Source organism: Acidovorax sp. NPDC077693 (assembly GCF_044542805.1).
Classification (GTDB): Bacteria; Pseudomonadota; Gammaproteobacteria; order Burkholderiales; family Burkholderiaceae_C; genus Acidovorax.
In genome coordinates this window covers 201,514-215,113 of the sequence record NZ_JBITVD010000002.1, presented here as the reverse complement: position 1 = coordinate 215,113, position 13,600 = coordinate 201,514, and the positions used below count along the sequence as shown (strand labels likewise).

Here is a 13,600-nt window from a genome sequence, read left to right as displayed (position 1 = left end):
TGATCGCTGCAGACGTTACATGAGGATGCCGCCACGCCTCGAAAGAGGTTCTGAGGCGCAGTATCGGCGAGAATTCGCGCTTTCGCGAGACCGGTTGCGGCAGGCTGCCGGGAGCGGGGATACCAACCAAAAATGCAACATCACCATTCTGTGGACGCCTCGGGTGTCTTTTCCAGCCCCGTGGGGGCTGATCTGCGGGCCATGCTCGCACCCAGAGAGAACGTACTGGCGGCGTTACAGGTTGACCTGAGCGCGGACCTGCGGTTCGCCGCGGGCTGGGTGGTGGTGACGTCGCAGCGCCTCATCGCCTGCGAGCCGGGCGCGACCACCTGGCGCGCCTGGTCCCTGGGCGACGGCCTGTCCCTGCGGCTGCAGGACCATGGCGGCGTGGGCTCGCTGGAGCTGCACGGCCCCGCCGAGCGCCTGGCGCTGTGGCGCTTCACCCTGGCGCACCACGCCCAGGTGCTGCGCGTGGTGCAGCGGTTCGAGCAGCAGGTGGCCCGCGGCGACCTGGATGCCGAGGGCGACGTGGACGAGCCCGTGTGCCCCACCTGCCACACGCCCCTGCCGCCCGACACCGAGGAATGCCCCGCCTGCGCGCGCGCACAGCCGCCGCAGACGTCCACCTGGGTGCTGCTGCGCCTGTGGCGCTTTGCACGGCCCTACCGCAAGCACCTGGCTGCCGGTTTCGGGCTGACGCTGGCGTCCACCGCGGCCACGCTGGTGCCGCCGTACCTGACCATCCCGCTGATGGACGACATCCTGATCCCGTTCCAGAACGGCAAGCAGATCGACCCGGGCCTGGTGCTGCTGTACCTGAGCGGCCTGCTGGCATCGGCCCTGGCGGCCTGGGGCCTCTCCTGGGCGCGCACGTACATCCTGGCACTGGTGTCCGAGCGCATCGGCGCCGACCTGCGCACCACCACGTACGAGCATTTGCTGCGCCTGTCGCTCGACTACTTCGGCGGCAAGCGCACCGGCGACCTGATGGCGCGCATCGGCTCGGAGACGGACCGCATCAACGTGTTTTTGTCGCTGCACGCGCTCGACTTCGTGACCGACGTGCTGATGATCATGATGACGGCGGCCATCCTGTTCTCCATCAACCCGTGGCTGGCCTTGGTCACGCTGGTGCCGCTGCCCTTCATCGCCTGGATGATCCACACCGTGCGCGACCGGCTGCGCACCGGCTTCGAGAAGATCGACCGCGTGTGGTCCGAGGTGACCAACGTGCTGGCCGACACCATCCCCGGCATCCGCGTGGTCAAGGCCTTCGCCCAGGAAAAGCGCGAGGCCGAGCGCTTTCGTGCGGCCAACCAGCACAACCTGGAAGTCAACGACAAGCTCAACAAGACGTGGAGCCTGTTCACCCCCACGGTGTCGCTGCTGACCGAAATCGGCCTGCTGGTGGTGTGGGGTTTCGGCATCTGGCTGGTGTCGCGCAACCAGATCACGGTGGGTGTGCTGACCGCCTTCATCGCCTACATCGGGCGCTTCTACAGCCGGCTCGATTCGATGAGCCGCATCGTGTCGGTCACGCAGAAGGCCGCTGCGGGCGCCAAGCGCATCTTCGACATCCTGGACCACGTGAGCAACGTGCCCGACCCCGCCCAGCCGGTGAAGGTGGACCGGGTCGAAGGCGCCATCGCCATGCGCAACGTCGGCTTCAGGTACGGCAGCCGCTCGGTGATCAAGGGGCTGGACCTGGACATCCGTCCCGGCGAGATGATCGGCCTGGTGGGCCACAGCGGCTCGGGCAAGAGCACGCTGGTGAACCTGATCAGCCGCTTCTATGATGTGAGCGAAGGCTCCATCCAGGTCGATGGCGTGGACGTGCGCCGCTTCGCCGTGGCCGACTACCGCCGCCACATCGGCCTGGTGCTGCAGGAGCCCTTCTTGTTCTTCGGCACCATTGCCGAGAACATTGCCTACGGCAAGCCCGAGGCCACGCGCCAGGAGATCATTGCCGCCGCCCGCGCCGCGCACGCGCACGAGTTCATCCTGCGCCTGCCGCACGGCTACGACTCGCTGGTGGGCGAGCGCGGCCAGGGCCTGTCGGGTGGCGAGCGCCAGCGCATCTCCATTGCCCGTGCGCTGCTGATCGACCCGCGCATCCTGATCCTGGACGAGGCCACCTCGGCCGTCGATACCGAGACGGAAAAGGAAATCCAGAAGGCGCTCGACAACCTGGTGCAGGGCCGCACCACCATCGCCATCGCCCACCGCCTGTCCACATTGCGCAAGGCCGACCGCCTGGTGGTGATGGACCGCGGCGAGGTGGTCGAGGTCGGGCCGCACGACGAGCTGATGGAAAAGCAGGGCGCCTACTGGCGCCTGTACGAAGCGCAAGCCCGCCGCGCCGAAGAAGACGCCCAGGCCGCTGGCGTCGTCATTGTCGACAGCAGCCTGCTGCACCCGGCGCACCCTGCCGGCAACGCCTGAACGAACCGCTGGAGCCTGCGATGAACGACGACGCCCACACTGCCAACGCCCGCCCTGCACCCCGCGCCGCGCTGCCGCTGGCCGCTTTCACGCTCAGCCGCAACGCGCATGGCCGGCTGGTGCTGACCTTCGCCGATGGGACGGTGCACGAGAGCATCACGCCCGTGCGGGCGTTCCCGATCGCCGCGCCGGACGAGGGGCTGTCTATCGTCGGCACCGACGGGCATGAGCTGGTCTGGGTGGACCGCATCGCGCAGCTGGAGGCGGATTCCCTGCGCCTCATCGAAGAAGAACTCGAAGCCCGGGAGTTTGTGCCCACTATCGAGAAAATTGTCGCCGTGTCGAGCTTCTCGACCCCCAGCACCTGGGATGTGGTGACCGACCGCGGTACGGCCAAGCTGGTGCTCAAGGCCGAAGAAGACATCCGCCGCCTGGGCGGGCGTACCCGGCTGTTGATCGCGGCCAACGACGGCCTGCAGTTCCGCGTGCCCGACACCACCGCGCTGGACAAGTACTCGCGCAAACTGCTCGAACGGTTCCTCTGACGTGGGGCCGCGCCTGCGGCCTCTCCAGACGAGCACCCCAGTGGCGGCGCTGCGCACGCCTGCGCACATCTGCACATTCGGGTCTCTGCATCTCCGGCTTGACGAGGGCGCTGTACGACGCTGCCCGGAGCGCCAATGGCCTTCATGGGGCCCTTGGATCGCATGGCGCCGGGGCATTGCCGCACTGCATGCCCCCCGTTGACAGCCGCCTTGCGCGAAAGCGGCTTCGATTTCGTCTTTTTCTGCCAAAAGGCGCGCCCACAACGGTGCGCCGGCTTCTGCATCTTCCGATCCAATCATCCTGAGAACCGCACCTATGGCGGCTCAAGGCCGTCTTAAGGCCCGCGGGCGGTTGCAAACGCCATCAAACACCTAGGGAAAACCCTATTTTTTGTTTGATCGGTGAAAAAGACCTAAATTTCCCTTTCTTTTTGCCGTAATGAAGTACGAAGAAGGTGAAAGACCCTCTGCACGTTTTTACCAACTACCGGGCCCTCGTCATGCAAATGCCACCTGTCGACCGATCGCCGAGTTGGCGTCCTCAGGGCGCTGATTTGTATTCCACCGGGGCCTCGGGCGCGCCACCCGTGCGTCCTGTCAACGCTCCCAACCCCGTCGAGTCCATGGACCGGCTGGGCGAGGGCGCCATCGTGCGAGAGCCGGACAAGCCGTCCAACCCCGACACCGCCAACCGCGACTGGACCGAGGTCAAGAAGAAAGACACCGTCGAAGAGCCGCCGGAGCCCCCCAAGGAGCCCATCTACAAGCAGCTGCTCGAACTGATCCAGTCCATGTGGCGCGCCAGCGGCAGCGCGGTGGAAGTGGCCCAGGACATCAACAAGATGACCCTGCAGGAGCGCCTGGCCCAGCAGGCCAAGAACGAGCCGCTGATCTACTCGGACCCGAAGGTCAAGCGCACGGGCGGGCTGTAGGCGGGTAGCGTCCGGTCGGTGCGGTCCAACAAAAGGCGCAGTGCGGTATCGCACTGCGCTTTTTGTTGGGGCGGTCGCGGGGCTCTGCGCTGGGCCGCCAGGGGGGCTGGCAGAGGGTTGGGCGTCAGCAGGTGAATGCTATAAGAAATATAGCTATTGGCGCTTGATGGATGGGCGGTAGCGGCCTTTCTGTGCTGTGAATCGATAGAAATCGATAGAAATCGCGGGAGTCGATGGGATCGTCGCAAGCTGCCAGGCAGTGGCCCGTCCCGACCGGTGGGTATCTGTGGGTATCTGCATCTCCCGAAGAGCTTCCGTCCCCCGCGCGGCCTTCACCAGAACCGCGTGCCTCCCATCAAGGCTTCTGGTCCGATGCCGCTGGGGCAGGGGCCGATGCCGCCGCCTGGGCAGCCTGCGCGGCCTTGTTCCGGTCCCGCTCCGCGCGGTACTTGGCGGCGAACGCGCGCACTTCTTCGTACGACACGAAGCCGTCTCCATCGGTGTCCGCTTCGTCGAAGGCGGCGGCCAGGCGGGGGAACAGCTTGACCTCGCTGCGGCTGAGCTTGCCGTCTCCGTTGAAGTCCAGCATCTTGAACTCGCGCTGGGCCTTGATCTCGCCCTTGCTCAGCCCCGCCTGGGGTGCATCGGCGGGGGCGGTGGCCGCTGGGGGCTGCGCGGGCGCGGCGGTCTGGGGGGCCTGGGCCAGGGCGGCGGTGCCGGCTGTGGCCATCAGGGCGCCCCAGGAGCAGCCCACCACCCAGGTCCGCAGGGAAATTCTCTTGCGCAAATCATGCTCCTTCAAAGCTCGGCCACGATGGTTGCACAGTTGGGCGCCGCAAGGTCGATTGCAACCGGGGCTTTGCAGGGATTCACCCGGCGTTGCACAAGCTTTGCAGAACTTTTCTGCAGGCCCTGGTGGCATTCCGTCGCGGACCGCAACGATGGCGGTATGGGCTTGACCCTCGCCGCCCGGTGGCCTGCTCACCCGGCGGCTGGCGCGGGCGGGTTGGAGATGCCGCTGTTCACATGCCCTGCCGGCACATGGCGCGCTGCAGACGCCACGTGGCTGCGCTGGTCGTCGAAGAAGAAGTCGGGTTCGAACTCGCGCAGGAACGGGCCTTTTTCGAGGCCACCGAGAAACATCGCTTCGTCCACGGTGATGCCCCAGTCCATCAGGGTGCGCACGGCGCGTTCGTGCGCCGGGGCGCTGCGGGCGGTGACCAGGGCGGTGCGGATGCGCATGGTCTTGGAGGCGTCGGCCTGCTGCTGCAGCCGGTGCAGCGCCGCCAGCAGGGGCTTGAAGGGACCGCCGGCCAGTGGCAGGGCGGCCTTGGTCACCTCGTTGGCCTGGAAGGCGGGCAGGCCGCCCTCCTGGTAGATGCGCTCGGCCTCGTCGGAGAACAGCACGGCATCGCCGTCGAAAGCGATGCGCACCTCGTCGGGGTACCTGTCGCCCGCGGGCGTCGAATCGGTCATCACCCGCGCAGCCGGAAAGCCGATGCTCAGCGCCTGCTGCACGTCCTTTTCATTGGCCGACAGGAACAGGTGGGAGCCCAGCGGCCGCAGGTAGGCGAACGGGTTGCGCCCGCGGGTGAACACGCCGCGTTCGATGTGCATGCCGGCCGCCTGGGCCGACGCGAACACCCGCATGCCGCTGGCCGGGTCGTTGCGCGAGAGCATGACCACCTCCACACGCTGCACATCCGCCGTGTTGAAGGCCAGCAGCTTGCGCACCAGCGGAAGCGCAATGCCCGGGCGCGCCGGCTGGTGCACCAGCTCCAGCTGGCGGCGCATGTAGCCGGCCTCGTCGCCGGACTCGAAAATGCGGTTTTCTTCCTCCAGGTCGAAGAGGGCGCGCGACGAGATCGCGACCACCAGCTTGTCGTCCAGCGTCACGGCCATGTGGGGAACTCCATCGCAGGGCGCAGCAGCGCGCCGATGTTGCGGTAGGCAGCCGCTGCCCGTGCCGGCGCCGCGCGTGTGGGCAGGAGGGCTTTGCCGGCCCGTCGGGTGCGTGCTGCTGGCGACTCCAGCGCAGACTGTGGCAGCGCCAAGCGGCTCAAGGGGTGCTTCATGAACCTGTGCTTCATTTCACGAACTGGTTGAGCTGGATGATGGGCAGCAGCACGGCCAGCACGATCATCATGACGATGAGGCCCATGCCCACGATGAGCAGCGGCTCCAGGATGGTGGCCAGTGCCATGGCGCGGCGCTGCACCTCGGTGGACAGCTGGCGTGCGGCGCGCTGCAGCATCACCGGCAACTGGCCGGTCTGCTCGCCCAGCCGCGCGAACATCGACAGCAGGCCCGGAAAGCGCTTTTTCTGCGCCAGGGCCGAGGCCAGCGGCGCGCCTTCGCGCACCAGCACCAGCGCATCGAGTGCGTCGGCGCGCAGCGCCTGGTTGCTCAGTGTCTCGGCAGCCGCCTGCAGCGCCTTGAGGATGGGCACCCCGGCCCCCGACAGCATGGCCAGCGTGCCGGCAAACCGCGCCGCGTTGTAGCCGCGGGCCAGCTTGCCGACCAGCGGCAGGTTGAGCCACGCGGCGTCGAACCTTTCGCGCACCGAGCCGATGGTCAGTGCCCAGCGCCCGCCAAGGGCCAGCAACACCACGGCCAGCAGCAGGGCCCAGCCGTAGTTGCGCACGAAGGCGCTGATGCCCAGCATGGCCACGGTCAGGAAGGGCAGCGCGCGCTTGGTGCCTGCAAACACGCTGGCCACCTGCGGCACCACGTAGCCCACGAGGAACAGCACGATCACGATGGCCACGATGGTCACGATGGCGGGGTAGAGCGCCGCGCCCATCAACTTGGCCTTGAGCGCCTGGCGCTCTTCGAGGTCGTCGGCCAGCCGCTCCAGCACCATGCCCAGGTTGCCGCTGTGCTCGCCCGCGCCGATGACGGCGCAGTAGATGTCGGAGAACTCGCGCCGGTGCTGCGACAGCGCGCGCGCAAAGCTGGAGCCGGCATTGACCTCGGCCCGCAGCGCCGCCACCAGATGGCGCTGGCGCTCGTCCTCGGCCTCTTCCGACAGGGCCGTGAGCGCACGCTCCAGCGGCAGGCCCGAGGACACCAGCCCCGCGAGCTGCCGCGTCCAGATCGACAGCGCCGTGGCGCCGAACACCGGCCGCGTGAACAGGCGCTGGCCCAGGCCGGGCGCGCCGCCATGGGTGGACTGGCCGGTCTGCACCATCTCCACCACCAGCGGCACCAGCGCCTGGGCCCGCAGCAGGCCGCGCGCGGCCTTGGCGGTGTCGGCCTCCATGAGGCCCTTGCGGGTCTGGCCCTGGGCGTCCAGGGCTTCAAAGGAAAAAGCGGGCATGCGGCGTGGGCTTGGGGCGTGTGGAAGCAGTCGGTACGCCGGCAGCCCATGTCAGGGCGTGTTCACCGGCGCATCAGTCGGTAGCCCGAGATGGTAGCCGCTACCTGCGGCCCCTGGCGTGACCCCTGGCGCTGATGCCGGTGCATCGCCGGACGCACGGCCTCATGCCGTGACGGCCGGGCCGCCGGCCGGCAGTGCCAGGGCCGCATGCGCCTGCGCCGCAATCTCCAGCGAGCGCAGCCGCAGGGCCGGGTCGTACAGGTCGCTCACCAGCATGAACTCGTCGGCCTGCGTGGATTCGGCCAGTTGCGCCAGGCCCGCGCGCACGGTCTCGGGCCCGCCGATGACGGCTGCCGCCAGGAAGTCGCCAATCGCCGCGCGCTCCTGCGGCTGCAGGCGGGCGGCGAAGTTCTCGACGGGCGGCAGCAGGCGGCGGCGGTCGCCCGTCAGGATGCCCAGTACGCGCTGGTAGGTGCTGCTGGCCAGGTACTCGGCCTCGTCGTCGGTGGGCGCGGCGATCAGCGGCACGCCGATGGCCAGGTACGGCTTGGGCCAGGCGGCAGACGGGCGGTACAGGTTGCGGTACAGGTCGATGGCCTGGTGCAGCAGCCGCGGCGCAAAGTGCGATGCGAAGGCATAGGGCAGGCCGCGCTCGGCCGCCAGCTGCGCCGAGAACAGGCTCGAGCCCAGCAGCCAGATGGGCACATTGGTGCCCGCACCCGGCATGGCGATCAGGCGCTGGCCTGGCACCTCGGGCGCCAGCAGGCGCTGCAGCTCGGCCACGTCCTGCGGAAAGTCGTCGGCCGTCTCCACCCGGCTGCGGCGCAGCGCGCGCATGGTGGCGGGGTCGGTGCCCGGCGCGCGGCCCAGGCCCAGGTCGATGCGGCCCGGGTACAGCTCGGCCAGCGTGCCGAAGGCCTCGGCCACCACCAGCGGCGCGTGGTTGGGCAGCATCACCCCGCCCGAGCCCACGCGAATGCGCGACGTGCCGCCCGCGATGTGGCCCACCAGCACCGCTGTGGCCGAGCTGGCAATGCCCGACATGTTGTGGTGCTCCGCCAGCCAGTAGCGGGCAAAGCCCAGCTTTTCAGCATGTTGTGCGGTGCGCAGGGCGATCTGCAGCGCCTCGGCCACCGTGCCGCCTTCGCGGACGGCAACCAGGTCAAGCATGGACAAAGCGGAACGGGGGGCAGTGGAAGTCATGCACCTATTGTCTTGCGCGCAAGGTATTTGTGCCGGCAGGGTCACCAGAGCCGGCTGCGCCAGAAGGGTTGCCTTCGGGCCGAACAGGCACGGCGCAATTTTTTGATAGCCAAAAATGCGCAAGCGACACAAAATGTTTCAAGGCATTTCTGGCGGGACGATTTTCGGCCCCGTGCACGAGGCTTTTACCGGTAATTAGCATGGGTTTTTTCAGCCGCCTGTTCAAGATCAAGGAACAAGATCCCACCAGCCCCGACACCACCTGGGCCCTGGAGGAAAACGGCAGCGAACTGGTGCTGGATGCCGAGTACGCATCGATGCTGATGACCGAGATCGACATCGACGCCGCCATCGCCAGCCACGAGCGGTGGCGCCTGCAGCTGCAGGACATGGTCAACTGCCGTTCGCAAGAGGTCATGCGCCCCGAGCGCATCTGCCAGGACGACCGCTGCGACCTGGGCCGCTGGCTCTACGGCACCGGCAAGGTGCGCCTGGGGCATTTTCCGGCGTTCGCGATGCTGGTCGCGCGGCACAAGTACTTTCACCAGCAGGCGGCCGATGTCGTGACGCTGTTCCAGGCGGGGGAGCGGCAAAAAGCGGTGCAGTTGCTCAACAGCAGCTGCCGGCATGCGTCGAACCAGGTGTTGTTGTTGCTCAAGGAGCTCAAGCGGGGTTTGGGGCGGTGAACTGACCGTTTGATTCTCAAAGTGCTTTGCACCAAAGTGCTGACTAAAAAAGCATTGTGTTTGGTGGCGAGCCCCTGCGACCGCTGATGCACGGCTCTTACATCTGTAGACACGGGAAATTCTAGAAAAACCGTCTTCAGTGGATATTCTCCGGCGCGCATTGATTGGCTGTGCATGACAGCCTCAGCGCACCAAAAATACCAACTGAAAGCTAAGAGGGATTCCCGATGGACCGCCATCCACAGTTCACGCTCGCCACTTTGGCATCTGGCGTAAGCGCAGTCATTCCCGTATGGGCGCAATTCGCCAGGATGGCCGCAGAAAGAGACTGCCAGAACCGCATCGCTCCCCCACGCAACCCCTACACCGTGCACCTGAGCAAGCTCAAATCCGGCCTGTGTGCGATCAGCCATGAAATTGGCCATATCAAAAAGGGTCGCAGCAAATCCCGCATCCAAGCTGCGCCGTGCACTAGCACGCCGCGCAAAGCCGTGTCCGCCGATATCAGCATCATCGGAAAACTTGCCAATTCGCGACTGTGCGGTCTGTTCGAAAAAATGGTGCGAGCATGAATAATCTCGACATTTCTGCTCCAGTGGGAGCGTTAGCTGCCAACAAGCCAAATGATGTAAAGATCATCCAGAAGCTATTGAAGAACCACCTTGGAGAAGTGCCGGGCGCCCCGTCCGTCAGCGTCGACGGCGTTTTTTCTTCAAAGCTCGTCGATGAAATTAAGGCATTCCAAAATGCTGGGTCTATCCCCTACGTGACGCATGGGCGAATAGAGCCTCGCAGTTTGACGCTGCGCAATCTCAACATGCGGCCCGAAATATTCGGCTACCACCGCAAGGCTCAAGCCAAAGAAGCAATGTTGTCTGATGTTCAGGATCAGGCAATTGAGGTATTGATTTTTGATGCAATGATTTTGAGCCCTGGTTCTCAATGGGGGCACGCTGCCATAGATGTAGACGAACTAATTTATACGCGTGCACATTCGAGATATGCAATTACCGAAAGGGATAAATACCTGCAGAGCAATAGCTTTATTCGAGATTTTGTTGGATTGGTGTTGAAGGTTTCATCGCGGGAAAAAAGAGCAACGAAAAAAGATCTTGAGCGAAGAGTTGCTGAGCAAAAGTCGTATGATATTATTTCGAATAGCTGTTCAACTAATGTTGCTGAAGTGCTGGAGTCTATTGGAATTCTCGCGCACGATCCCAGATTTCAGCATAATCCGACCTCATCTAACGCTGTCACCCCAAAGGAATTGTTGATTGTAGTCTCCAGGTCCAATCGGCTAGTGAAAAGGGTTAATTACAATAAAATAAAAAGTCAATGAAGTTTCTTTTTTTAATATTAACATCCGTATTATTTTTTGGTTGTCAAGATTTGCCGCAGGGCAAGTGGCAAGCAATTGAGCGTGTGGAGGTATATAGAAATGATGATAGTTTTAAAATTCTGTTCTACATATCGCCTGGTGAGATTTGCAGATTGTCCTCGCAGTGGGAGGCTACAAAGGCTGCTGGATATAAAAAGGTAATTTGTGAAAGGGGCGAGGGATGGGTTATTGATGACAGGTCATTCAGACGCGTCGATTAGGATCTTTGAATTTCGATTTGCTGCATAGAATGAGAAATGCTGACAAACTGGATCAATCAGATAAATCGCTACTTTCTGGACACTATCGCCAAGCAGACCCACCGTAGATATAGTTCATCAAGCCAAACGCTGCTGCCCATATCACCAGCGCTCATTGACCAGTTGGTGCGTCTTGACCTGGCTTCTCACGCAGGGTTCGTCGGCGAAACATGGGTCTTGTGGGGCTCGCTTGTCGATGGCACACCCACCGCGATCAGCGAAACCGATCCTGGCTGGCAAACTGTGCGCAGTGCGCTTGAGCGAAGCGGGCGATTGAATGTGGTACTGCATGAGGCTGAATTGCGCTTGCTGGCTGATCCGGACCGACAGCCTGCTTGCCTTATCGGTGATGCAAGGCGGCTCCACGTGACGCTGTAGAAAAAATTAAGCGCCAAGACACAGCCAAGTACCAATAGATGAAGATGACAAACCGTTCGAGCGTGTTGATGGATGTCGGCTATGCCGAAGAGATTGTGAGTTGCTCTGACGGCTCCCCGAGGCCGTGCGGGAATCGCGGCTCGTTGCGAGGGCTTGCGCGCTGCGGTTCCGTGTTGGCATTGACCTTGGCATGTATGACGAGCTATGCCGGCCAGCACATGCCCGAATTCGTCTGGAAGCCAGAGCCTCCCGTGCCCATGGACGAGACTGAAAAAGAGGGGCTCGCCCACGCCATGGCGATGACCCCGTACACCGTGGTGATCGTGCACACCCGCCTCACCATCGTGCCTGTCCCCAGCCCGAATGTGCCGACCGGGCTCTATGACCCGGACGAAGGCCGCACGATGACCGAAGAGCGCCATGTCTACGAAGGGCGCGTGGTCGCCACCTTGCGCGGCAAGCCCATGAAGCGGGTCCGCTATGAGGTGGTTGTCGACCGCGGAGACAGCACGGCCCTGTCTACAAAGCCCGCCATCGTGATGCTCTGTCGCGGCCCCAACGGTTTTTACTGGGGTGGTGTGGGGTCGCATTTCACAGCGTCGCGCGAAGCCGTGGCCCTGGCGCGCAAAGTAGGGAAAGACTTGGCGGCGAAGCCAGCGGGCAAGTTTGGTTACTGCGATGGATGACGCAGTGCATGCCCTGACGTGCTGAGCATGGGGCGAAGGGGGCAAGATGGCCATCCGCCCGCCCGGTTCACAGCAGCTGGCGTGCCTGCCTTAGGCATCTGCGGTCTTTCCTTTGACCTCAACCTCAGAGCGTTGACCTCTGACCCTTCCCCCTGCCTCAATAACTCCGCCCACCCTTGTACATCGCATGCTGCCGCCGATTCAGCGTGGCCGCCTCACCCAGCCGGCCCATGGCGGCCCCCGCATGCGCATGGGTGATGGCCATGCCCAGGCCATCCGCCGCGTCGGTGCCCGGCAGGCCGGGCAAATGCAGCAACCGGCGCACCATCTCCTGCACCTGGCTCTTGGCCGCGCGGCCGTGGCCTACCACGGCTTTTTTCATTTGAAGCGCGGTGTACTCGGCCACCGGCAGGTTGCTGGCCACCAGGGCCGTGATGCACGCGCCGCGCGCCTGGCCCAGCAGCAGGGTGGACTGCGGGTTGACGTTCACGAACACGATCTCGACCGAGGCCACGTCGGGCTCGTAGCGGGCCGCCACCTCGGTGATGCCGTCGAACAAGATCTTCAGGCGGCCGGGCAGGTCACCCAGCGCCAGCGTGGTGGTGCGGATGGTCCCGCTGGCCACGTAGCTGAGCTTGTGGCCGTCCATGTCCACCACGCCGAAGCCGGTGGTTTGAAGGCCAGGGTCGATGCCGAGAATTCGCATTGCTATTGTTTTGCTATTATTTTTGTAGCTGCTAGCGCCTGTCTATCAAGCGTAGAAGGCTTTTTCTCTTATAAACCGAAGTACCACCGTACCGAGTGGAAGAACACCGGTGCCGCAAAACACAGCGCGTCCACCCGGTCCAGCAGGCCGCCCGCGCCGGTGACCGACATGCCCTGCATGCCCCAGCTCGTGATGCCGCGGTCGAGTTTCAGGGCCTTCATCACCAGGTGTCCCAGGCTGCCGGCCACGCAGGCCAGCAGCGCCATGCCCAGTGCCTGGCCGGGTTTGAAAGGGGTGATGAAGGTCAGCAGCCCGCCCATCAGCCCGCCGACCGCCACGCCGGCGAGCCAGCTGGTCCATTGAAAGCTCTGGCTCACCTGTGGTGCCACAGGCTTGTGCGGAAAGCGGCGGCCCAGCAGGTGCTGCACGACCATGCAGGTCTGCACCACGAAGACCAGGAAGAACACCAGGAACGCACCCTTGTCCTTGTAGCCCGGAAAGTCGAGCAGCAGCAGCGCGGGCACGTGGCTCATGCCGTACACGCAGACCATGATGCCCCATTGCAGCTTGGCATTGCGCTCCAGAAAGCGCTGCGGGTCGTTGGCCAGCGCGCTCACCACGGGGATCGCCAAGAACACGTAGACAGGGATGAACACGGTGAACAAATCGAAGTGCTTGCTGCCCACGATCCAGAACTGCAGCGGCAGCACCACGAAGAACGCCAGCACCAGGCTGCGGTGGTCGCCCCGCCGCGTGGGCGACAGCGTGATGAACTCGCGCAGCGCAAAGAACGCGACGATGGCGAACAGCACCGTCGCCACGGTCTCGCCCAGCACCCAGCCCACCCAGAACACCGTGGCCATCATCCAGGACGTCTTGAGCAGCCCCCAGAAGCGCTTGGCCTCCACGACGCGGGCTTCGGCCTGCGGGTCGTCGCTGGCATGTTCGCGCAGATTGCGCACAAAGGCCCACACGGTGACGATCGAAAGAATGCCGAACACGGCCAGGAAGAGCGCCCCGATCTGCTGCGTGGCGGTGAGATTGCGAAGGAAGTCGTTCATGGTG

Annotated in this window: 15 protein-coding genes; 8 read left to right on the top strand and 7 right to left on the bottom strand. The window is 64.2% G+C overall.

Going from position 1 to position 13,600, the window contains the following annotated elements:
* The first annotated feature begins 132 nt into the window (after positions 1-132).
* The 3 genes from ACIGHN_RS03095 to ACIGHN_RS03085 all read left to right on the top strand — a co-directional run bounded on the left by ACIGHN_RS03095 (position 133) and on the right by ACIGHN_RS03085 (position 3,919).
* Entirely contained in the window at positions 133-2,442 is a 2,310-nt protein-coding gene (locus ACIGHN_RS03095) for an ABC transporter ATP-binding protein (protein ID WP_396503221.1), read from the top strand.
* 20 nt (positions 2,443-2,462) lie between these two features.
* On the top strand, positions 2,463-2,987 hold the full coding sequence (locus ACIGHN_RS03090) for a DUF1854 domain-containing protein (RefSeq protein ID WP_396503220.1): 525 nt from the start codon (positions 2,463-2,465) through the stop codon (positions 2,985-2,987).
* Positions 2,988-3,487: 500 nt separating this feature from the next.
* Positions 3,488-3,919, top strand: coding sequence for a hypothetical protein (locus tag ACIGHN_RS03085; protein WP_056167321.1), 432 nt, complete (start codon positions 3,488-3,490; stop codon positions 3,917-3,919).
* A 355-nt stretch (positions 3,920-4,274) separates the two neighbouring features.
* Here ACIGHN_RS03085 and ACIGHN_RS03080 read toward each other — a convergent pair whose 3' ends face one another.
* The 5 genes from ACIGHN_RS03080 to ACIGHN_RS03060 all read right to left on the bottom strand — a co-directional run bounded on the left by ACIGHN_RS03080 (position 4,275) and on the right by ACIGHN_RS03060 (position 8,441).
* The gene (locus ACIGHN_RS03080) at positions 4,275-4,649 is read right to left on the bottom strand and encodes an EF-hand domain-containing protein (protein WP_396503367.1); all 375 of its coding nucleotides are present in this window, start codon (positions 4,647-4,649) and stop codon (positions 4,275-4,277) included.
* A 251-nt stretch (positions 4,650-4,900) separates the two neighbouring features.
* A complete protein-coding gene (locus ACIGHN_RS03075) occupies positions 4,901-5,821 on the bottom strand; it encodes a 5'-nucleotidase (RefSeq protein ID WP_396503219.1) in 921 nt (306 codons plus the stop codon).
* On the bottom strand, positions 5,812-5,994 hold the full coding sequence (locus tag ACIGHN_RS03070; RefSeq protein WP_396503218.1) for a hypothetical protein: 183 nt from the start codon (positions 5,992-5,994) through the stop codon (positions 5,812-5,814). Before ACIGHN_RS03070 ends, ACIGHN_RS03075 begins: the two co-directional genes overlap by 10 nt.
* An 11-nt stretch (positions 5,995-6,005) precedes the next feature.
* Complete coding sequence (gene gspF, locus ACIGHN_RS03065) at positions 6,006-7,238, bottom strand: type II secretion system inner membrane protein GspF (RefSeq protein WP_056417563.1); 1,233 nt, start codon at positions 7,236-7,238, stop codon at positions 6,006-6,008.
* Positions 7,239-7,400: 162 nt separating this feature from the next.
* Positions 7,401-8,441, bottom strand: coding sequence for an LLM class flavin-dependent oxidoreductase (locus tag ACIGHN_RS03060; RefSeq protein ID WP_056417566.1), 1,041 nt, complete (start codon positions 8,439-8,441; stop codon positions 7,401-7,403).
* 200 nt (positions 8,442-8,641) lie between these two features.
* On the opposite strand from ACIGHN_RS03060, the gene ACIGHN_RS03055 reads away from it, so the two are divergent.
* The 5 genes from ACIGHN_RS03055 to ACIGHN_RS03035 all read left to right on the top strand — a co-directional run bounded on the left by ACIGHN_RS03055 (position 8,642) and on the right by ACIGHN_RS03035 (position 11,829).
* Positions 8,642-9,127, top strand: coding sequence for a CZB domain-containing protein (locus tag ACIGHN_RS03055; RefSeq protein ID WP_396503217.1), 486 nt, complete (start codon positions 8,642-8,644; stop codon positions 9,125-9,127).
* A gap of 227 nt (positions 9,128-9,354) precedes the next feature.
* Complete coding sequence (locus tag ACIGHN_RS03050) at positions 9,355-9,699, top strand: hypothetical protein (protein ID WP_396503216.1); 345 nt, start codon at positions 9,355-9,357, stop codon at positions 9,697-9,699.
* Complete coding sequence (locus tag ACIGHN_RS03045; protein WP_396503215.1) at positions 9,696-10,466, top strand: peptidoglycan-binding protein; 771 nt, start codon at positions 9,696-9,698, stop codon at positions 10,464-10,466. Before ACIGHN_RS03050 ends, ACIGHN_RS03045 begins: the two co-directional genes overlap by 4 nt.
* A 296-nt stretch (positions 10,467-10,762) precedes the next feature.
* On the top strand, positions 10,763-11,143 hold the full coding sequence (locus ACIGHN_RS03040; RefSeq protein ID WP_396503214.1) for a hypothetical protein: 381 nt from the start codon (positions 10,763-10,765) through the stop codon (positions 11,141-11,143).
* Positions 11,144-11,181: 38 nt separating this feature from the next.
* A complete protein-coding gene (locus tag ACIGHN_RS03035; RefSeq protein ID WP_396503213.1) occupies positions 11,182-11,829 on the top strand; it encodes a hypothetical protein in 648 nt (215 codons plus the stop codon).
* A gap of 157 nt (positions 11,830-11,986) precedes the next feature.
* On the opposite strand, the gene ruvC is transcribed toward ACIGHN_RS03035, so the two are convergent.
* Complete coding sequence (gene ruvC, locus ACIGHN_RS03030; protein WP_396503212.1) at positions 11,987-12,535, bottom strand: crossover junction endodeoxyribonuclease RuvC; 549 nt, start codon at positions 12,533-12,535, stop codon at positions 11,987-11,989.
* A 68-nt stretch (positions 12,536-12,603) separates the two neighbouring features.
* Positions 12,604-13,596: a phosphatidate cytidylyltransferase gene (locus tag ACIGHN_RS03025; protein WP_396503211.1), complete on the bottom strand. Its 993-nt coding sequence runs from the start codon at positions 13,594-13,596 to the stop codon at positions 12,604-12,606.
* Between the last annotated feature and the right edge of the window lie 4 nt (positions 13,597-13,600).